The organism is Ekhidna algicida, from assembly GCF_051379705.1.
Lineage (GTDB): Bacteria > Bacteroidota > Bacteroidia > Cytophagales > Cyclobacteriaceae > Ekhidna.
In genome coordinates, this window is sequence record NZ_CP179868.1 from 1,438,098 (window position 1) to 1,457,915 (window position 19,818).

The 19,818-nt window shown below is 40.3% G+C and carries 16 protein-coding genes; 6 read left to right on the forward strand and 10 right to left on the reverse strand.

What is annotated here, in order from left to right; all coding sequences use genetic code 11:
• Window positions 1-3: 3 nt before the first annotated feature.
• Window positions 4-2,241, forward strand: a complete 2,238-nt coding sequence (locus ACL8WY_RS06185; protein ID WP_436517554.1) for a tetratricopeptide repeat-containing sensor histidine kinase — start codon at window positions 4-6, stop codon at window positions 2,239-2,241.
• Here the strand turns inward: ACL8WY_RS06185 and ACL8WY_RS06190 are convergent.
• Window positions 2,238-3,311, reverse strand: a complete 1,074-nt coding sequence (locus ACL8WY_RS06190) for a 2Fe-2S iron-sulfur cluster-binding protein (RefSeq protein WP_436517555.1) — start codon at window positions 3,309-3,311, stop codon at window positions 2,238-2,240. The two genes, ACL8WY_RS06185 and ACL8WY_RS06190, sit on opposite strands and share 4 nt — an antisense overlap.
• A 190-nt stretch (window positions 3,312-3,501) precedes the next feature.
• Here ACL8WY_RS06190 and purB point away from each other — a divergent pair, with 190 nt between their 5' ends.
• Window positions 3,502-4,845 (forward strand): adenylosuccinate lyase, encoded by a 1,344-nt coding sequence (purB, locus tag ACL8WY_RS06195; RefSeq protein WP_436517556.1) that lies wholly within the window; start codon window positions 3,502-3,504, stop codon window positions 4,843-4,845.
• A 5-nt stretch (window positions 4,846-4,850) separates the two neighbouring features.
• Here purB and ACL8WY_RS06200 read toward each other — a convergent pair whose 3' ends face one another.
• From ACL8WY_RS06200 to ACL8WY_RS06215, 4 genes are read right to left on the reverse strand one after another with little or no spacing between them, the layout of a single operon-like run.
• Complete coding sequence (locus tag ACL8WY_RS06200; protein ID WP_436517557.1) at window positions 4,851-5,774, reverse strand: aspartate carbamoyltransferase catalytic subunit; 924 nt, start codon at window positions 5,772-5,774, stop codon at window positions 4,851-4,853.
• On the reverse strand, window positions 5,771-6,313 hold the full coding sequence (gene pyrR / locus ACL8WY_RS06205) for a bifunctional pyr operon transcriptional regulator/uracil phosphoribosyltransferase PyrR (protein WP_436517558.1): 543 nt from the start codon (window positions 6,311-6,313) through the stop codon (window positions 5,771-5,773). The genes ACL8WY_RS06200 and pyrR overlap by 4 nt, the downstream gene beginning before the upstream one ends.
• Window positions 6,314-6,347: 34 nt before the next feature.
• Window positions 6,348-7,907: a hypothetical protein gene (locus tag ACL8WY_RS06210; protein WP_436517559.1), complete on the reverse strand. Its 1,560-nt coding sequence runs from the start codon at window positions 7,905-7,907 to the stop codon at window positions 6,348-6,350.
• Window positions 7,908-7,937: 30 nt separating this feature from the next.
• Window positions 7,938-8,345 (reverse strand): EVE domain-containing protein, encoded by a 408-nt coding sequence (locus ACL8WY_RS06215; RefSeq protein ID WP_436517560.1) that lies wholly within the window; start codon window positions 8,343-8,345, stop codon window positions 7,938-7,940.
• Between the two features lie 93 nt (window positions 8,346-8,438).
• On the opposite strand from ACL8WY_RS06215, the gene ACL8WY_RS06220 reads away from it, so the two are divergent.
• The 3 genes from ACL8WY_RS06220 to ACL8WY_RS06230 are packed head-to-tail and all read left to right on the forward strand — an operon-like array spanning window position 8,439 to window position 10,354.
• Entirely contained in the window at window positions 8,439-9,440 is a 1,002-nt protein-coding gene (locus tag ACL8WY_RS06220; RefSeq protein WP_436517561.1) for a glycosyltransferase family 9 protein, read from the forward strand.
• Window positions 9,440-9,925 carry a SixA phosphatase family protein gene (locus ACL8WY_RS06225; protein ID WP_436517562.1) on the forward strand — a complete coding sequence of 162 codons (486 nt, stop codon included), beginning with the start codon at window positions 9,440-9,442 and terminating at the stop codon, window positions 9,923-9,925. Before ACL8WY_RS06220 ends, ACL8WY_RS06225 begins: the two co-directional genes overlap by 1 nt.
• A gap of 42 nt (window positions 9,926-9,967) precedes the next feature.
• Window positions 9,968-10,354 (forward strand): VOC family protein, encoded by a 387-nt coding sequence (locus ACL8WY_RS06230; protein WP_436517563.1) that lies wholly within the window; start codon window positions 9,968-9,970, stop codon window positions 10,352-10,354.
• Here the strand turns inward: ACL8WY_RS06230 and hslU are convergent.
• Genes hslU through lon form a run of 3 tightly spaced genes read right to left on the reverse strand, consistent with a single transcriptional unit; the run spans window position 10,351 to window position 15,190 of the window.
• Window positions 10,351-11,736: an ATP-dependent protease ATPase subunit HslU gene (hslU, locus tag ACL8WY_RS06235; protein WP_436517564.1), complete on the reverse strand. Its 1,386-nt coding sequence runs from the start codon at window positions 11,734-11,736 to the stop codon at window positions 10,351-10,353. The two genes, ACL8WY_RS06230 and hslU, sit on opposite strands and share 4 nt — an antisense overlap.
• Window positions 11,733-12,725 carry a type IX secretion system protein PorQ gene (porQ, locus tag ACL8WY_RS06240; protein WP_436517565.1) on the reverse strand — a complete coding sequence of 331 codons (993 nt, stop codon included), beginning with the start codon at window positions 12,723-12,725 and terminating at the stop codon, window positions 11,733-11,735. The genes hslU and porQ overlap by 4 nt, the downstream gene beginning before the upstream one ends.
• A complete protein-coding gene (lon, locus tag ACL8WY_RS06245; protein WP_436517566.1) occupies window positions 12,722-15,190 on the reverse strand; it encodes an endopeptidase La in 2,469 nt (822 codons plus the stop codon). The genes porQ and lon overlap by 4 nt, the downstream gene beginning before the upstream one ends.
• A gap of 146 nt (window positions 15,191-15,336) precedes the next feature.
• Here lon and ACL8WY_RS06250 point away from each other — a divergent pair, with 146 nt between their 5' ends.
• Window positions 15,337-17,337: an OmpA family protein gene (locus tag ACL8WY_RS06250; RefSeq protein ID WP_436517567.1), complete on the forward strand. Its 2,001-nt coding sequence runs from the start codon at window positions 15,337-15,339 to the stop codon at window positions 17,335-17,337.
• On the opposite strand, the gene rseP is transcribed toward ACL8WY_RS06250, so the two are convergent.
• The gene (rseP, locus tag ACL8WY_RS06255; protein WP_436517568.1) at window positions 17,334-18,647 is read right to left on the reverse strand and encodes an RIP metalloprotease RseP; all 1,314 of its coding nucleotides are present in this window, start codon (window positions 18,645-18,647) and stop codon (window positions 17,334-17,336) included. The genes ACL8WY_RS06250 and rseP overlap by 4 nt on opposite strands.
• Window positions 18,648-19,802, reverse strand: coding sequence for a 1-deoxy-D-xylulose-5-phosphate reductoisomerase (locus ACL8WY_RS06260; RefSeq protein WP_436517569.1), 1,155 nt, complete (start codon window positions 19,800-19,802; stop codon window positions 18,648-18,650). It lies immediately after the preceding gene.
• Window positions 19,803-19,818 lie beyond the last annotated feature (16 nt).

Here is a 19,818-nt window from a genome sequence, read left to right on the forward strand (position 1 = left end):
AATATGATCAAAATTAACCATCTGTTCTCCACTATTTTAATGGTGACACTATGTCCGCTTTTTGGACAAGAGTCTACTATAGATAGCTTACAGAACGCGCTTGAAATCGCGGAGGTTGATACGACTAAGATTAACATTCTAATTGATCTCGCATACAATACTTATGAGGATCCGGAGCTTCAATTAGACTATGCAAGGCAAGCCTACGAAATTGGTGAAACCACGTCTTCCATTAAGCACAAAAGCCGATCTGAGCTAATCACTGGACTTTTCTACTCAAGTGTAAATCTGGATTCTGCCGTATTACTAATGAAAAGTGGAGCCAGTCGTTATATTGAGAATGACATGATGCGTTTTGCAGCAAATGCCTATTACATCATTGGAATCACTTATGAAGTTGAGAAACAGCTGGATTCAGCAGTTTTGTCCTATGAAAAAGCCTATTCAATGGCCTCAGAAAGCAATGCACATCCTGAGTTTGGTAATTCAGCATATGCCCTTGCAAACATCAAGAATATTAGAGGAAAAAATGTAGAAGCATTAAAGTGGGCGCAAGCCGCTAAGCAAGCTTTTGAAGAAGGTGGATTAACCAAAGAAATAGGTCAGGTATTAAATCAAATTGGGATTATTTATGATCAAAAAGGTCTGTATTCCGAAGCTTTGGATAGCTATCTGGAAGCCAGAGACTTAGCGATCAAATCCGGAGATGTAGATGGAGAAATTCTTGTCGATAATAACCTTGGAGTTATTTATGATAATATGAATAATTCGGAAGTGGCCATGCAGTATTATAGTGACGCGCTGGAGAAAACCAGGATCCATGATTTAAAAGACAGTGAAGCTACGCTTCTCAATAACCTTTCATATATCCACTTGAGAAATGGTGACACTCTTAAATCCGTTAGCCTTCTTCAGCAATCCCTTGCAATCGATCTTTCTGAAATATACCCCTGTTTTGAAAGCTATCCATTAGAAGGAATGGGAGCTATATATATCAATTTGAACAAATTGGATTCTGCCGAATATTATTTAGATCGAGCGCTGAAAAATTCAATGATTTGTGAAGATGTGGCAGTAATTGCCTCAGTTCAGAAGGATTTTGGTCTACTTTATTCCAAACAGAAGAAACCCAAAAACGCGAAAGCAGCACTCGAAGAAGCGCTTCAAATTAGCAGAGAAGCGAACTTGCGCGCTGAAATCCAGGAAATCTTATACGCTTACTATCAATTCCACAAGGAATATGGGAATGGCGTTCAGGCGTTGAAATACCTGGAAGAATATCAAGCCCTTACCGATTCTATCCACAAAGAAAATAATATTGAAAAAGCTACTCAATTGGCAGCTGAATATGAATTCAGAAAGCAAGTGACCACAATGGAGCAAGAGCGATTGGAATCTGAGAGGATATTTACTGAAGAGATAGAAGCAAAATCACGTGAAAACAGACTCGTTCTACTGGCATTGGTTCTATTCATTTTGCTTGCTACCACATTGGCCAGATCCTATTTCCTCATTCAGAAGCAGAATAAAAAACTGAAATGGCTGAATGATGAAAAAAATAAGCTCATGGGCATCGTGGCTCACGATCTTCGCAATCCACTAAACATGATTCTGGGATTAATGAATCTATTTGAGGATGTAGCAAAAAATCACCCCGACAAAAACTTACAGAAATACGTCGAGCTACTTGGAGCCTCATCAGAGCGAATGAGAAATATGATAGATAGAGTGCTGGACATAAGCGCCATTGAAAACATGAAGGTCAATTTGAAGATTGAAAAGACGAATCTGACTTCTCTAACCTACGAATCTATTCACAACTTTGACATCATTGCATCTCAAAAAGAGATCCGCATTATTGATAACATTGACAAATTGAAGGAATGCTTCTCAGAAGTGGATCCAAATTATCTTGTCCAGGTGATAGATAATTTACTGTCCAATGCCATAAAGTTTTCCGATAAAGGAAAGCAAATTGAAGTTTCGCTGGTTTCTGAAAACAACCACCACGAGATCGTGGTGAAAGATCAAGGTCCCGGCATCAGCAAGGAAGAACAGGAAAGTCTATTTCAGGCATATACCACACTCAGCAATAAGCCTACGGCTCAGGAAAGATCCACCGGCCTGGGATTATCTATTGCTTACAAATTTGTTGAAGCAATGGGTGGGAAAATTGAATGTCACAGCCAGCCCGGACAAGGCACTACGTTCAACTTGATCTTTGCTAAGGCAGATAATTAGCCCATCTCTACTTTGACACGATCAGTAAGCGGCTTGCCTACGCAGGTTAGTACATAACCTTCATCTAATTCATCCTGAGAAAGCCCTTCAGCCTCATCAATGCTGATCTTACCTTCTACACACTTACCACGGCAAGCTGTACATAATCCACTTTGGCAGGAATATGGCATATCCAGATCATTGTCCAGTGCTGTATCAAGAATTGATGCACTACTCTTTACGGTAATAGAATATTCTTCACCGTCTAATAGAATAGTCACTTCGCTTTCAGACACCGCTTTTTTGTCAATGATCTCCGCAGGTGATGTCTTTCCGGCTTCAAAACTTTCCATTCGAATAGCCTCTTTATCTATACCAAATTGATCTAAGCCAGTCGAAACCACATCCATCATAGGCTGAGGTCCACAGATATAAAATTCAGCCTTTGAATCCGCGGAAAGCTGGGTGCAAATTTCGCCAATCATGTCAGGAGTTGGTCTCCCGCTGTAGTCGGCTTCTCCGTCTTCTAATATGTGAATGGCCTTAAAGCGTTGAGGATATTTAGCTTCCAACTCAGCGATCAGCTCATTGAAGATGACAAACTCCTTCGTACGATTACCATATATTAATGTGGTAGTACTTTTTGGCTCCTTGAGAAGTACAGATCTTATTATTGACATCAATGGTGTAATTCCGCTACCACCACCAAAGAAGATTGCATTCCTTTTATTGGAATCGTTGTACTCAGTAGTAAACATACCCATGGGCTCCATAATCTCAAGCTGGTCTCCAGCCTTGGCATGATCATTTAGATCATTTGACATGGCACCACCATCAACTCTTTTAACTGTAACAGCCGGATTTTCATCTTCAAAAGGAGTGGTACACAGTGAATAGGCTCTTCGAATCTTCTTGCCATTCACTTCCTTGATAATAGTTATGAACTGCCCTGGTTCGTAATCAAATGACTCAGGTTTTTCAAAAACAAGGTTTACCGCATCCTTCGCGACGTTTACTACTTCTTTTATGGTAAGTACCTGATACCTGTCGTCTGTCTTTTTCTTGTTTTTCTTGAATAATGAAAATGCCATATTGTCAATTTTAAGGGCGCAAAGATAATTCTCCTGATGAGGTCAGGCAAGTAAACATGATGAGGTATTTTTGTGTTCCTTTTTATCGAATTTAATTTCATGAAATGAGCATAATCATCGAAACGCCAATCCTGGTGGACACCTAATCATGCGAATTCCATGTGAGCCGATGGAAACTAACTATATACACATGAATTTCAATCCACTTGAAGGCATCTCGCCAATCGACGGAAGATACAGATCTAAAGTATCTCAACTTGCTGATTACTTTTCTGAAAAAGCGCTTATCCAATACCGTGTAAAGGTAGAAGTATTGTATTTCATTGCCCTGCACGAAAGTGGCATCCCTCAGTTAGTGGATTATGATCCGAAGCACAATCAAGACCTGATAAATATCTATGAATCTTTTTCACTTGAAGATGCTCAAGCGATAAAGGAAATTGAAAAGACAACCAATCATGATGTAAAAGCTGTTGAATATTTTCTGAAAGAAAAATTCGATAAGCTTGGATTACAAGACTTTAAGGAATTTATCCACTTCGGTCTTACTTCGCAGGATATAAATAATACTTCCATTCCTCTATCATTAAAAGATGCGATGGAGCATTCGTTTCTTCCCAAATTAGAGGCAATGATCATTGCTTTAGAAACTAAAGCATCTCTATGGGATAATATTCCAATGTTAGCCAAGACGCATGGTCAACCAGCCTCTCCAACCAAGCTAGGAAAAGAGATCATGGTTTTTGTCGTGAGATTAAAAGAGCAACTAGCACTACTTAAGCAAGTTCCTTTTGCAGCCAAATTCGGTGGAGCCACTGGAAACTTTAACGCACACAATGTCGCATATCCAAATCAGGATTGGCATGCCTTCGGCGATAAATTTGTTTCTGATAAATTAGGCCTCAAAAGAAGTTATCCAACCACTCAGATAGAGCATTACGACCATCTAGCAGCCCTATTTGATGCTTTAAAACGGATCAATACAATATTGATTGACTTCAGCCGAGATGTTTGGCAATACATCTCAATGAACTACTTCACTCAGACCATTGCTAAAAATGAAGTTGGATCCTCAGCTATGCCACACAAGGTTAATCCGATTGATTTTGAAAATGCAGAAGGAAATCTGGGAATAGCCAATGCACTGTTCGAGCATTTAAGCGCCAAGCTTCCAATTTCTCGATTGCAGCGTGATTTAACAGATTCAACAGTTCTTAGGAATATTGGTGTTCCAATCGCACACACGTTCATCTCGTTGCTTTCTTTAGAGAAGGGAATGTCAAAAATCAATGCCAATGAATCGGCAATCCGAGCTGACCTGGAGGACAACTGGGCGGTGGTAGCTGAAGCTATTCAAACCATTTTACGCCGCGAAGGATATCCTAAACCTTATGAAGCACTGAAAGCGCTTACAAGAACAAATGAAGCTATTACAGAAGCTTCCATACAAACGTTCATTTCCAGACTTGACGTCTCCGACTCGATCAAAGAAGAGTTGATGACGATAACGCCATTCACCTATACGGGTAGATAAGATTGTTAGGTAACTCCGGCGAGTAAGTAAAGGACCGCCATACGTATAGCTACACCATTCTCGACTTGCTGTAGTATGATTGAGTGATCTGAATCAGCTACATCGCTCGTTATTTCTACACCTCTGTTGATTGGACCAGGGTGCATAATGGTTATTTCTTTTTTCAGCGAATCTAGCAGTTGCCTATTTACACCAAAGTACTTGGAATACTCTCGAAGAGATGGGAAATATTTCATCTGTTGCCTTTCCAGCTGAATTCGAAGGATATTAGCCACATCGCACCATTCGAGTGCTTTGCTAATATCTGTTTCTACCTTCACTCCTAACTCTGCAATATGCTTTGGCAGCAAAGTGGCTGGGCCACACACCATTACTTCTGCGCCAAGTGTCTGAAGTGCAAATATGTTGGACAGTGCGACTCGAGAATGTAAAATATCTCCAACGATTACTACTTTTTTGCCTTCAACATGACCCAAGGTTTCTTGGATTGAAAATGCGTCCAAAAGTGCTTGTGTTGGATGTTCGTGAGTACCATCACCAGCATTGATGATATTGGCATCAATATGTTTTGCTAAAAAATGAGGAGCTCCCGGACTAGAATGTCGCATCACAACCATATCTACTTTCATTGCGAGGATGTTGTTGACTGTGTCCAGCAAAGTTTCTCCTTTCTTCAGCGAACTGCCGGAGGCAGAGAAATTAATCACATCTGCAGAAAGTCTCTTTTCAGCTAATTCGAACGACAATTTCGTTCGAGTAGAATTTTCAAAGAAGACATTGGCCACTGTCACATCTCTTAGTGAAGGGACCTTTTTGATGGGCCTGTTAATTACTTCTTTGAAGTTAGTGGCTGTTTGAAAAATGAGTTCTATGTCCTCTCTGTCGAGGTTCTTTATACCTAAGAGATGTTTGGTCTTGAGTTGACTCATTCTTCCTTCGTAATTAACCAAATGTGATCTTCTTTTTGTTTTTCATCCAACTCAACCAGAACCCTTTGTGATTGAATGGTATTTACTTTTCTTCCAACATAGTTTGCTTCCACAGGAATATGCCTACTATATAAGCGATCTATCAATACCAGCAATTCAACCTTAGCTGGTCTGCCAAATGTATTCATGGCATCCAAGGCTGCCCTAACTGTACGACCCGTAAAAAGCACATCATCCACAAGTATGACACTTTTGTTTTCAATGAGGAATGGAATCTTAGTTTGGCTAGGTGTAATTGGCTCGTCCCGTCTTCGGAAATCATCGCGATGAAAGGTGGTATCCAAATATCCCAGATGGATGTCTTTTTTGATGAGGTTCTCAAGTTCCTCTTTTATTCGCTCTGCGAGGTATATTCCACGAGGCTGCATGCCAATAATGACAGACTGTGAAAAATCCCCATGAACTTCAATGAGTTGCTGACACAATCTGCTGATTGTGACCTTAAGGAGTGGGCTATCGAAAAGCAGGCGCTTTTGCATGAGTTATTATTCCCACAAAAGTAATATGTAACTCTTAATTTGGCTGCCTATCCAGATCGTATTGAATCTTATTGATGTAAAAAACTTTTCGAGTGGTCTTTCCAAGGATAGCAGTTGGGTTTTTAATGAACTGCTCACCATAGGCAAAAAGTGTCTCATCATACCATCGCTTTAAACCTTCGACACTCGGGTCACGGGATTTTAATTGATCGGTTTCGAAAGAAAGCTTTACAGGGTTAAATGTACGTCCTTCGATGATTTCGTTGCCTTGTACCACTTTGGAACGAATTTCATTTTCTTCCAGATACATCAATATTACTTTTTCTCCTGATGCGCTAACCACAACATTTTCCTCCAAGGAGAATGTCTGAATATCTTCAATCTTGAAAGTCTGATCCCAGATAATGTTGCAATTCTGATCAAACGCAACTACCACAGCATGTGTGTATTTATAGCCGAGAAAGTATGGGTTTGAACCTAGAGAAGGTGACGACCATCTATTTCCATACGCTCCTCCACCGCCAGTGGACGAGTAATTGTATCGTGGATAATATGCTTCGGCGATCATGATGTATTCACCATCTCGCTCAAGAATTTTATGCACCAATAAGCGGTAATTGAATTTTTTTACCTTTCCTCTGGATCGTTTACGCTCGATGCGATTCATGATCCGTTCCTCTCGTTTGGGTTTAAGGTGCCCAAAGAAATTATTTAAATCGGCAAATGGGTAGAACTTGTTGAACTGTTGCTGCCCATTGATAAATTTACTGAGATAGAAGCCTTGGCTATATTGATTCGATTTTTTTGAATGTGTACCTGCTAAATATTGAAGCCCACCCGCAAAGGTTGTGCTAGCCGCATCAAGCAAACTCCTTCTTTCACCAGGGTCAATTTGGTTGTCCTGAATGATATCTCCTTTGTCTGTAAAAGTGCGTACCCTTACCGTGTACTTTTTATTTCTCATTTTCTCAGAAAGAATAACGGTGAAGAGTTTAGAACGCTCGTCTACAACCAAGTCCAGGATATTATTCTTATTGTCATAAAATCCGGGTACCACACGCGGAATGCGGTCATTGATATTATATGTTATTACAACCGGTCTGAAATTAGCATAGCCAGCGATGAGTAGAGTCTCGCCTACAGATTCAAAATGCGTAATTTGGATAGGGAAAACCGTAGTGATCTCATACGCGATGTACTCCTGGTTTTCTGCAACAAACTGATAAACGACGAGATCTTCTGACCTGAATCTGCTTTTGCTAAAGAGTAAATAAAATCGTCCGTCAAAGTATTCGTAACCTAATAATCCGCCATCATTAGAGATGACAAGGCTTTGTGACCATTCAACCTTCAATTCAGTATCAACAAGATGTATCTTCCAAATTTGTCCGCCCCGAGTAGTTTCTCCTGTCTCTTCTGCTATTAAAATACCATCTGTATTTCCCGGAACCACATGAAACTCCGACTCCTCACTGTTTTTTTCAAACTCAATTCGATTTGGCTGTAAGATTACAGCGCTGGTATCTCTGTCCTTTTTCCGCTGAGAAAATGTGAATAATGGGAGTAGAATGAGTACAAGTAAGATCTTCTTCATATGTAATAAACACTTACGCTAATATTTTCCCTATCGTTCGCTCATTTCTAAAATAATATCAAATTCTTCCTTCCTGACTCCTTGCACAGATAGACGAGAATACTTCACAAGTTGCATCTCAGTTAATCGTTCGTCAGCTTTTACTTCAGCCAGGGTGACTGGTCGTTTAAGCTTTCTAACAGGGACAACATCCATGACATACCAGCGATGATCATCTGTCGTTGGATCCTGATAATATTCTTTTACAACTTCTGCGATTCCAACCACCGATTTTTCATTTACGCTGTGATAAAAAAGGCATAAATCTCCAACCTTCATTTGCTTAATATTATTTCGCGCTTTGAAGTTTCTAACCCCGTCCCAATGGTCTCTTTCTAATTTCACCAAGTCATCCCAGGAATAGGTATTTGGCTCGCTCTTTATTAACCAATAATTCATCTTTTAGACTTATTTAATCCAAATATTAAATCGTAGCAGTAACTTAATATAGTCGCTTTCAAAACAATTATCGTTTTAGGCATTTTTACCTATATGAAGATACTAATAATTAATACAGTATCCCGCGAGAAGGCTCTATTTGCCACTCCGGTTATCCGTCTTCTCAAAACAGCACTTGATGCGGAGGTGCATCTTCTTGTTAAAAAAGAAAATGGTGAGCTATTCGAAGGAAATCCCTATTTAAACACACTTCATTTTGATAATGTGTCGATTCAAGGCCTAAGGGGAACGCTAAAAAAAGAAGCATTGGATTGGATCATTGATCTCCAAAATGATTTGACCTCTACATTTTTGCGCTTTAAACTTTCAAAAAACTTTCTGGCTATTGACAGGCATTCATTCCTTCATTGGCTTTATGTGAAAACTAAGATCAACAGACTTCCGAAGGTCCACTTGGTTGATCAATATATAGAAATACTGGAGCCACTGGGGATTACTGGCGATAACCTAGGGTTAGACTTCTTTATTCAGGAAAAAGATGAAGTTGAAAACGAATGGTTGCCAGCTACACATCAAAACGGGTATGCGGCGATTGCGCTCAGCGCATCTCATCATACGAAAAAGCTTCCGGTAAACCGATTAATAGAACTCTGCGATCGGATCAACAAGCCCGTCGTGTTGGTAGGAGAAGCTGATGATCAAAATGTGGCCGATGAAGTGATGAAGTTTTTCAAACAAGGAACTGCGGAAGAAGAGGAAGAGATTGAGGAATTGAACAAGAAGACTATCATTTTCAATGCATGTGGGAAGTTTAGCTTCAATCAGTCCGTTTCACTGATAAAAAACGCTAGTTGGGTGTTTACCTACGACAATGTAATGATGCATATCGCATCTGCTTTTAAGAAATCGATCTTTACTATATGGGGAAGTACTACGCCTCATTTTGGAACATATGCGTATCGTACGCAGTTTACTGTTTTTGAAAACAACAAGTTGAATTGTAGGCCTTGTTCGAAATCTGGATTTAACAATTGCCCCAAAGGGCATTTTAAATGTATGAATGATGTGAGTTTCGACTTCTATTTACCAGACTGATGAAAACACTTTACTTAATTAGGCATGCTAAATCCTCATGGGCATTTGATTTAAATGACCATGATAGGCCTCTTGGCAAACGTGGTAGAAAAGATGTAATAAAAATGGGCCAGCACCTAAAAGAAAATCAGCCCAGACCTGAAGTTTTAATTTCAAGCACAGCCAGTCGCGCATTTTATACTGCGCTCCATATTTGTGATAAGATGGATATTGATGAAGGCCAGATAAGACTCGATCGGGCATTATATCACGCGGGTGCCTCTGAAATTTTGAGTGTCATTAAAAAAGCACCTAATTGTGAAAAATTAGCTCTATTCGGCCATAATCCTGGATTTACGAGTGCAGCCAATGCGCTTGCCAAGCTTAACTTTGATAATGTCCCTACCTGCGGAATAGTAGGAATTAATTTTGATGTGAAATATTGGAAGGATGTTGAGTTTGGTAGCGGAATGCTAGCATTTTTCTACTTCCCGAAAGAGATTTAGTAATTTAAAGAGGACTTTGTCGGCTTTAAAACTGAAACTCTTATGGCTAATACCCAAAAATCTCAAAAAGCAAGTTTCGTAGGAATGACTCTTGCAGTCACAGAAATGAAACAAATGGTAGAATTCTACACGTGCCTCTTCGATGTTGAGTTTGATGAAGTAGAGATGTTTGGCGCAAAGCTTTACAAATGCAATTTTGAAAATCTGCAGATTCTTTTTTGTCCTGCTTCATTGGCTCAAAACACTGCAATACAAAATAGGCATCAATTGGACTTTGAGGTATCTAGCTTAGACTCTCTAATAGATCAATTAATGACGCTTGGAGGTGAAACTATGGGTGAAAAGCAAAGAGAAGGATCTTTTATCCAAGTAGGAATGAAAGATCCTGACAATAACTCAATCGTTCTCAAGCAACACCTTGAAAATTAAAGTATATACCTACTCAAATCTTTGTCCTTCACCAATCCAGCCAGTTTCTCTTCCACGGTTTTCTTGTCAATAACTATTTGAGCATTAGGACCTATCGTATCCGGGATGTCAAATAATATTTCGTTTAGCAATTTGCTCATTACCGTGTGTAGTCTCCTGGCACCAATATTTTCTACTTCCTCATTGATCTGAAACGCCATTTCAGCGATTTCCTCAAGCGCCTCATCCTGGAAGGATAAATTCACTTCTTCAGACGCTACTAACGCCTCATATTGCTTGGTTAGAGCATTTTTAGGCTCTGTGAGAATTCTAAGAAAATCAGCTTTGGTCAGGTTGTCTAATTCAACACGGATTGGGAAACGACCTTGAAGCTCCGGAATCAAGTCAGAGGGCTTGCTAAAGTGGAAAGCACCAGCTGCCACAAACAGCACATGATCTGTATTAATAATGCCGTATTTAGTATTTACTGCACTTCCTTCTACTATCGGTAATAAATCTCGCTGAACGCCTTCTCTGCTGACGTCTGGTCCTTTACCTCCATCTCCCCCTTTGGCAATCTTATCCATTTCATCAATAAAAATAATACCGGTGTTTTCAGCTTTGAATATTGCCTCATCTTTCACCTCATCCATATCAATCATCTTTGAGGCTTCTTCTTCAAGGAGAATTTTTCGAGCTTCAGCAATAGTCACCTTTCGTTTCTTCTTCTTCTTGGGCATCATATTCCCAATCATCTCCTGAATGTTAATCATCGAGGCTTCATCCATACCTCCACCGATCATCCCCACATTGCCGGAAGGGTTGGATGTTACATCAATCTCGATTTTACGTTCATCCAATTCTCCATTCTGTATTTTTTCACGAAACCGTGCTCGGGTTTGCTCATTAAGCTCAACTTCATTTTCAGGTTCATCGCTACCTATCTTTGTCGCATACGCATTTGGTGTCCCTTTCAGTGGCGGAATTAACGCATCTAAAATAATGCCTTCGACCACTTCAGCAGCCTTCTCTTTCACCTCTTCCTTCTTGGCAATCTTTACCATATTTACCGCTTGCTCCACCAGGTCTCTCACCATACTTTCCACATCTCGACCTACATACCCTACTTCTGTAAACTTTGAAGCCTCCACCTTAGTAAAGGGTGCATCAGCGATTTTAGCCAGCCTTCTTGCTATTTCTGTTTTTCCAACACCAGTCGAACCGATCAATAAGATATTGTTAGGAACAATCTCTCCTTGAATCTCCTCCTTCACATTCATCCTTCTCCATCGGTTTCTAAGTGCTATGGCCACATTTCGCTTCGCATCCTTTTGTCCGATAATGTATTTGTCTAGCTCTGCAACTATCTGCTTTGGTGTCAAATCGTTTTTTATACCGTTCATAAAATCTTCTTAAAATCGTTTAAATCTGTACGCATACTTATAAAGCTACTTCCGCCTGCTGCGTGATAGGTTGCTCTGGAAAACCTTAACTCAATCCGCTTTATTCTAACCATCATACCATACGAGAATCCTGCTCCTCCTCCAATTTCGGAAAGTCGCAATTCTTGCTTTCTCTTATGATTGTATCCAACAAGTAACTGAAAATTTTTACTCAACAAAACTTCAGCACCAAGATTAATTCTTTTCCATACTCTGTCTAACGTCTTATTTGACCTTCCAGTCGCATCATCCTCTTCAACAAAATCATCATCAATAAGGTTGGTGGAAGTCACTGTAAAGCGTAGAGGCATATATTGTGGTTTAAATGTGGTTCCTAACTTGACGTCAAAAGGAACTTTTGGTGAGGAAAATGATGAATATTCTGTAATCCTGGCACCGATATTTTCAAAAACCATAGCTACTGTCCAATGCTTGTTCACTCGAAAAACGCCACCAATGTCCATCAAAAAAGCTGTAGAGCCATAACTTTCAATTGAAGAATGTGCAAGCTTTATATTGGCTCCAAGCGTAAATGGTCCTAATTGATGAGCTTTACCAATCTGGAATGTGTAATCCTGAGCCTGAAAAGTTCCAAGGTTATTTCCACTCTCATCGGTCATTTCGAAGGAGCCAAAGTTTACATAAGTAAGCCCTGCTGCAAATGTTCCCATAGAAGCAATGTTGAATGTATACGCTCCCGAATAGACGAATACATCAGCAAAATATGGATTGACTTGAAGGAAAATATTCTTGGCGCCTACAGAGTCAAGGGTTGCTGGATTTTCAAAAAATTGAGAGATGTCACCGTCGGCAAGTGAAATCGTTGAGCCTGCCAAAGCTGCAGCTCTCGGATTGGTTGTCAAATTCAATGATTGATAGCCAAGCTGACCACCTATCTGCGACCAGCTAAGGAGCGGGGCAAAACATGCTATGAAGATAAAAACTCTCAATCTTTCTTTTCTTCTGGAAGAATAAACTCAAGTGGATTACTTGATTTTTGCTTTGTTAACGCAATTTCCAAGACTTCAGGTACGTATTCCACGAAATGAATTTTCAGCCCTTTCAAGTACTTCGGATTGATTTCTTCCAGATCCTTTTCATTCCGCTTACACATGATGATTTCTTTGATGCCGGCTCTTCGTGCAGCTAGAATCTTTTCCTTGATACCGCCAACAGGCAATACTTTGCCTCTAAGTGTAATCTCACCAGTCATTGCTAGCTGTTTCTTCACCATTCGTTGAGTAAAAACTGATGCTAATGATGTCAGCATTGTTATTCCGGCTGATGGTCCATCTTTTGGAATTGCTCCTGCTGGCACATGTACGTGCAGGTCATAGTTATCAAATACACGATGGTCGATACTTAGCATCTCCGAATGGGATCTCAAATAGGATAAAGCTGCCACCGCAGATTCTTTCATAACGTCTCCCAACTGTCCTGACAAGGTCAATTTTCCTTTCCCTCGGCTTAAAGACGATTCTATAAAAAGAATATCACCTCCTGATGGTGTCCAAGCTAACCCAGTTACAACTCCAGGTACTGAGTTGTCCTCATAATTGTCCTTGTCAAAAATTTCAGGACCTAAAATTTCGCGAACCCGCTCATCAGTAATTTTTTTATCATATTCCTCCTCCATTGCCACAGATTTGGCAATGGATCGAATGACTGCAGCAATCTTTCGCTCCAAGCTACGCACGCCTGACTCTCTGGTGTAATCGTTCACCAACTTAGTAATCGCTGACTTGTCAAACGAAATGTCCGTAGCTTTAAGACCATGCTCCTTCCTTTGCTTGGGAATAAGGTGCTTCTTGGCTATTTCTACTTTTTCCTCAAGTGTATAGCCGCTCACATCAATTATTTCCATTCGATCTCTGAGCGCAGGCTGAATCGTGTCTAATGAATTTGCAGTCGCTATAAATAGCACCTTGGAAAGGTCGTAATCCACTTCCAGGTAGTTATCCTTAAAAGTAGAATTTTGCTCGGGATCTAACACTTCAAGCAAGGCTGATGATGGGTCGCCTCGAAAGTCAGAACTTACTTTGTCTATCTCGTCCAATATGAACACAGGATTGGAAGACTTAGCTCGATTCAGATTTTGAATGATCTTGCCAGGCATTGCACCAATGTAGGTCTTTCGATGACCTCTAACTTCTGCTTCATCATGCACACCTCCCAAGGACATTCGTACGTACTTCCTGTTTAGTGAATCCGCTATTGACTTACCTAAAGATGTCTTCCCTACACCAGGAGGACCATATAGGCATAAGATTGGTCCTTTCAAATCTTTCTTCAACTTTCTAACCGCCAAATACTCTATGATTCGCTCTTTGACTTTCTCCAAACCAAAATGATCACGATCAAGCACCTTTCGAGCATTTTTTAAGTCAAAGTTGTCAACGGTAACTTCATTCCACGGTAGATCAATTAATAACTCCACATAACTCATTGCAACAGGAAATTCTGCTGCTGCAGGATTCATGCGTAAGATTTTATCCAGTTCTTTATTGAAGTGTTCTTTCACCTCCTCAGGCCAGTCTTTTGACTCACCACCTTTACGCAAAGCTTCAACTTCCTGGTCAGGACCATCTTGCCCTAACTCGTCCTGAAGAATTCTAATCTGCTGGCGAAGAAAATAATCACGCTGTTGTTGATCTATATCGGTGTGTACCTTATCCTGAATTTCTTGCTTCAGTTCCAGCATTTGTAAATCCTTAAGCATGAACTGAAGTAATTTCTCTGCTCGTGCCTTAGGATCATCTATTTCTAAAAGCGATTGTTTATCATCCACCTCTGCATTTACATTCGATGAGAGGAAATGCGTCAGGAAATTAAAGCTGTCGATATTATCAACTGCGATACGGGCTTCTTTTGGAATCTCAGGACTTAGCCCCATTATTTTGGTAGCTGTGTCTTTTAGCGATTGAATGATCGCTTTTTGTTCCTTTTTATTTAGCGTATTTGATTTGTCAGGTACCGTCTTATATTTCACAATATGGTGAGGCTCCTCTTGTACTTGCTCAGAAATCTTGAAACGATTTTGTCCTTGGATAATGATCGTCGTATTGCCATCAGGTAATACGATCATTTTCAGAATTTTAGCAATAGTACCTACTTCATAAAGATCCTTAAACTTAGGTTCCTCAGTCTTTACATTTTTTTGGGCTACCACTCCGATAATTCTATCTCCTCGATAAGCCTTTTTGACTAGCCTAATAGATTTGGTTCTCCCTACAGTAATAGGTAATACCACACCAGGAAATAGAACCGTATTTCGGATCGGAAGAACAGGTAAGTCTTCCGGGAGGTCAGATTCCTCCATGTGACTATCCTCTGGAGAAATGATTTGGATCAGTTCCTCTGAGTCTTCATCTACAAACTCTGGAATAAAATATGATTTCAAATTAGCTTCACTCATAAAATGCCAATGTGTCAGATATAGTATACACGTCTCCGCGGTTTTAGGAAAGGTACATAATAGTCAATCGTTATGCCAAAGTGAAAGCACATGGCAAATAGTGCTAACTTTAAATTAATTTTAACTTTTACTGACGAATCGACAGCATGCGCCAGAATTTTCATCGCCATATTGGACTTTTCTTAGTTCTGATTACCCTTTGTGCCTCTGCACAGAGAGGCAGAAAAGAGGTGCAGTTAATTTCAGACTCGATCCCTAAAGATGTGGTTTTCAACGCATATGAATTCAAGGGCATAAATAAGTATCCCGAATACTTCAACAAACAGAAGCTAGAGCGAATAATAGAACTTGATAAAGCTGAGAAATGGGAGGAACTCTACGTGGCGCTTAAGGACTATGTTGGTCGATTTGGTATTCGTAACTTTTATAAAGACACACGACTTATCTGGAAATTGGCCAAAATGACTGAACTCTTCGGCGATGCAGATGAAGCCAAGACCTTGTATCGGATGGTACTTCGACACCACTATCAAGGCATCAACATCAAAGAAATTGAACTTTACTATGACTCCTTAAACCGCCAAGCCGCAGAACAATTCGTACCTATAGATTATTACTATGAGCTAGTAGAGCATCGGAAGCTAATAGATACTCTTCAACCTCCTAGGGGTGTCCTACTGAATATGGGTATGTTGGTAAATAGCGCAAGTGCAGATTATGGACCTTCGCTGAATATCCACAATGACATTCTTGTTTTCACCTCTAAGCGGAAAAAAGTAGATGAGACAATACGATTTAGAGAAGATGAAGATTTATTTTTCAGCCACAAAGACCCATATGGTACATGGTCCAAAGCGAAACCTATCGATAAGCTTAATTCTCATTACAATGAAGGTTCTCCTTGTTTGAGCGGCGATGGCAAAACGTTGGTATTTTCAAGATGCGACTCTCCGGACTCATATGGTGATTGTGACCTTTTCATTGCAACCCTACAGTCTGATAGCACCTGGACCAGGCCAGAAAATCTGGGTGTGAGCGTAAACAGTCTGGCTTGGGATTCCCATCCTGCCCTTTCTCATTCGGGAGACACCCTATATTTCGCTTCAGATCGCCTTGGTGGTTTTGGACTCTCAGATATTTATTTAACAACCAAAGATGAGAAGGGGCGTTGGTCAGCTGCACTCAATTTAGGTCCTGTAATTAACACACGTCAGAATGATGTAAGCCCATTTTACCATCCGGTGTATGAGGTACTTTACTTTAGCTCACAAGGGCAGTTGTACAACTTTGGCGAGTTTGATATATACAAAGCCTATCATAAAAATGGGTATTGGACCGAGCCTCAAAATATTGGCCCACTCGTCAATGGTCGAGGTAGTGAATTTTACTTCACCATTGATTCTGAGTCTGAATTGCTTTTCTACGCAAGAAGCTCTACTCGCGATTTAAATAAACAAGATATTTATTCATTCCCGCTTCCTATGGAAGCACAACCTGAAGCAACCACATCTGTTACAGGTACACTGACTGACTCACTTACAGGAGTACCGTTTCAAGGTATAGTCTCCATCATCGATTTGGACAAGGGCAACGAGGTAGCGCCTAAATTTCTCAAATCCGATGGTTCCTTTGAATTTGATCTCATCAATGAGAGAAACTACTTACTTATTCTCCAAGGTGACGATTTCTTTCGCATTGAGGAAGTTTTCTATTTGGATGGGCCTATGGAAATCAATACAGTGACTCAACCGCTTGCTTCCAAGATGAAGTTCGAGTCTATTGAATTCGATGTGGGGAAAGCTGAACTTAAAACAGAAATGTACGCGGACCTGAATAAGGTGGTGAACTTTCTATACGATAATGTGGATTTTAAATTGCGAATCTCCGGCCACACGGACTCGATGGGCGACCCAAAAAAGAATCTCCAGCTTTCGAAAGAACGCGCTCAAAACATCCGTGACTACATTGTCATTTTTGCTGGAATAATCAAGGAGCGTGTGCAGGCTGAAGGGTACGGAGATACTCAGCCTATCATCCAAATTGAAACGACGGAAGCAGATCGCAAGCTAAATCGTCGAGTTGAGTTTGAAATTTATAGGGAAGCTCCTCCCATCGAAGAATCAGAGGAAACTAACAATGATTTCTAAAATAAGCTGATGGTGTCATTAATAATGACGAAAGCCATAAGTGACAATAGAATTACCATTCCTACTTTTTGAGAGTTTTCCAAAAATCTGTCTGATGGTCTTCTTCCTGTTACTATCTCCCACGTAAGGAACATGACGTGACCACCATCCAATGCAGGTATTGGCAAGAAATTCATAAATGCAAGCACCATAGACAACAAGCCAACAATTCTCCAGAAATTATTCCAATCCCATGTACCGCCAAAGAAAGTAGCTATTCGAATGGGTCCCGAAAGTGATTTTCTCACATCTACATCACCGGCAAACATTTTCTTGAATCCTTTGATATTAAGCCATACTACTGCAAAAGCGTTATAAGTACCTTCTCCAATAGCTTCTCCAAATGTGAAATCTCTTCGAACGTAATCCAGATCATATTGAGCTACAAAGCCCAATGTGCCGTCAGAATCAACGTTAGCATTCATATCTATAATTTGTCCTTCTCTACTTGCTTGAAGAGTTATTTCTTGTTCGCTTAAGTTATCAAGGGTGGCACTTAATTGATCAAAATATTCAATCTCATTTCCATTGATGGAAACAATTCTATCTCCCGCCTTTAGGCCTGCATCGTCTGCAAAAGAGCCTGGCACCACTGACTGAATAGAAAATGGAATTCTAGGATCGATGACACTTACTCTATTTTTCTTATCAGCGAACTTGTCGATGAAGTCATTGGGCATTTCTACCCTTACCTCTTGACCATCTCTTAGCACAGTATAATAGTTATCTGATCCGAGCAACAAATCTGGACTTAGCAAGTCTGAAAATCTTTCATATTCCTGTCCATTAATAGCCAGGATTCGATCGCCGGTTTTAAAGCCTAATTGCTCACCTAAATCGTAAGCTACTATTCCATGCTTATTCAATTCTTCTTTAGGAATGTATGCTTCACCATTGACCATCGCCAACCCAATGAAAATGATTATTCCGGTAACTACGTTGACAATAATTCCTCCCATCATCACAATGAGTCGCTGCCAGGCTGGTTTAGCTCTAAACTCCCATGGTTCTGGCTCTTCGTTGAGAGATTTGGTATCTAGTGATTCATCAATCATCCCGGAGATTTTTACAAATCCTCCTAATGGAATTGCTCCAATGGAATATTCAGTCTCACCAAACTGCTTTCCCCAAATTTTAGGAGGAAACCCAATTGAATATTTTTCTACTCGCATTCCAAAAGCCTTGGCGGCAATAAGATGCCCCCACTCATGAACTCCTACTAAAATTGACAGCCCTAGAAGAAGCTGTCCTACCATTATTAAAGTCTCCATCTATTTTATCAATTCGAGCGCTTTTGCTCTTGTTTCTTTGTCAGTCTGTATAAAATCTTCTATTTCAGGATTGCGAATATAGCTCACCTTTTTCAGGCAATTCTCAATCACATCCGAAATCTCGAGGAATCCCACTTTATCCTCCAGAAATGCTTGAACAGCTATTTCATTTGCAGCGTTCAACACGCATGGTTGATTTCCTCCTTTCTTTGCAACTTCAAAAGCCAATCCAAGGTTACGAAAAGTTTCAGTGTCGGGCTTTTCAAATGTCAACTGAGGGTAGTCAAGAAAATCAAATCTAGGATAATCGGCCTTTAGTCGCTCCGGGTAAGTCATGGCGAATTGTATGGGCACACGCATGTCCGGAAGTCCCATTTGAGCTTTCATCGAGCCATCTTCAAACTGAGCAATGGAATGGATAATGGATTGTGGATGAACAATTACTTCTATTTGATCTAGGCTTACGCCAAACAACCATTTAGCCTCAATCACTTCAAGTCCTTTATTCATCATGGTTGCAGAATCTATGGTGATTTTTGCTCCCATGTCCCAGTTTGGATGTTTTAGTGCTTGCTCTTTAGTAACAGATTTTAGCAAATCCTTTCCCTTGCCTCTAAAAGGTCCGCCGGAGGCCGTCAAAATAAGTTTCTCCAGTGGGTTGTGAAATTCTCCCACAATGCATTGAAAAATTGCAGAATGTTCCGAATCCACCGGAAGTATGTTTACGCCTTTCTCCTGTGCCAGCTTAGTTATCAATTCTCCAGCTACAACCAGCGTTTCCTTGTTGGCAAGCGCGATCGTTTTGCCAGCCTTAATTGCCCGGATCGTGGGCATCAAGCCAGAATAACCAACCAAGGCAGTTAATACCATATCAATAGATTCCATCTCCACGACAGATGCAAGTGCATTTTCCCCGGCATAAACTTTAATGTTATGTGGATCAAGCGCATCGAAAACTTGCTGATAGAGTGAATCATTAACGATAACTACGCTGTTAGGCTTAAATTCTATTGCCTGGGCTATTAGCAGATCAGCACTATTTTGTGCCGTTAATACTTCTACTTCAAAGCTGTCCGGATGGCGTTTTATCACATCAAGAGCCTGTGTCCCGATTGAACCTGTTGAGCCAAGTATGGCTATATTTCTTTTCTTCATTTAACTCGCTTCTGCC

Bases quoted from the DNA above. Each gene is read 5' to 3' on its own strand.
- ACL8WY_RS06185 (WP_436517554.1), top strand. From the start codon at position 4: ATGATCAAAATTAACCATCTGTTCTCCACTATTTTAATGGTGACACTA.
- ACL8WY_RS06190 (WP_436517555.1), bottom strand. From the start codon at position 3,311: ATGGCATTTTCATTATTCAAGAAAAACAAGAAAAAGACAGACGACAGG.
- purB (WP_436517556.1), top strand. From the start codon at position 3,502: ATGAATTTCAATCCACTTGAAGGCATCTCGCCAATCGACGGAAGATAC.
- ACL8WY_RS06200 (WP_436517557.1), bottom strand. From the start codon at position 5,774: ATGAGTCAACTCAAGACCAAACATCTCTTAGGTATAAAGAACCTCGAC.
- pyrR (WP_436517558.1), bottom strand. From the start codon at position 6,313: ATGCAAAAGCGCCTGCTTTTCGATAGCCCACTCCTTAAGGTCACAATC.
- ACL8WY_RS06210 (WP_436517559.1), bottom strand. From the start codon at position 7,907: ATGAAGAAGATCTTACTTGTACTCATTCTACTCCCATTATTCACATTT.
- ACL8WY_RS06215 (WP_436517560.1), bottom strand. From the start codon at position 8,345: ATGAATTATTGGTTAATAAAGAGCGAGCCAAATACCTATTCCTGGGAT.
- ACL8WY_RS06220 (WP_436517561.1), top strand. From the start codon at position 8,439: ATGAAGATACTAATAATTAATACAGTATCCCGCGAGAAGGCTCTATTT.
- ACL8WY_RS06225 (WP_436517562.1), top strand. From the start codon at position 9,440: ATGAAAACACTTTACTTAATTAGGCATGCTAAATCCTCATGGGCATTT.
- ACL8WY_RS06230 (WP_436517563.1), top strand. From the start codon at position 9,968: ATGGCTAATACCCAAAAATCTCAAAAAGCAAGTTTCGTAGGAATGACT.
- hslU (WP_436517564.1), bottom strand. From the start codon at position 11,736: ATGAACGGTATAAAAAACGATTTGACACCAAAGCAGATAGTTGCAGAG.
- lon (WP_436517566.1), bottom strand. From the start codon at position 15,190: ATGAGTGAAGCTAATTTGAAATCATATTTTATTCCAGAGTTTGTAGAT.
- ACL8WY_RS06250 (WP_436517567.1), top strand. From the start codon at position 15,337: ATGCGCCAGAATTTTCATCGCCATATTGGACTTTTCTTAGTTCTGATT.
- rseP (WP_436517568.1), bottom strand. From the start codon at position 18,647: ATGGAGACTTTAATAATGGTAGGACAGCTTCTTCTAGGGCTGTCAATT.
- ACL8WY_RS06260 (WP_436517569.1), bottom strand. From the start codon at position 19,802: ATGAAGAAAAGAAATATAGCCATACTTGGCTCAACAGGTTCAATCGGG.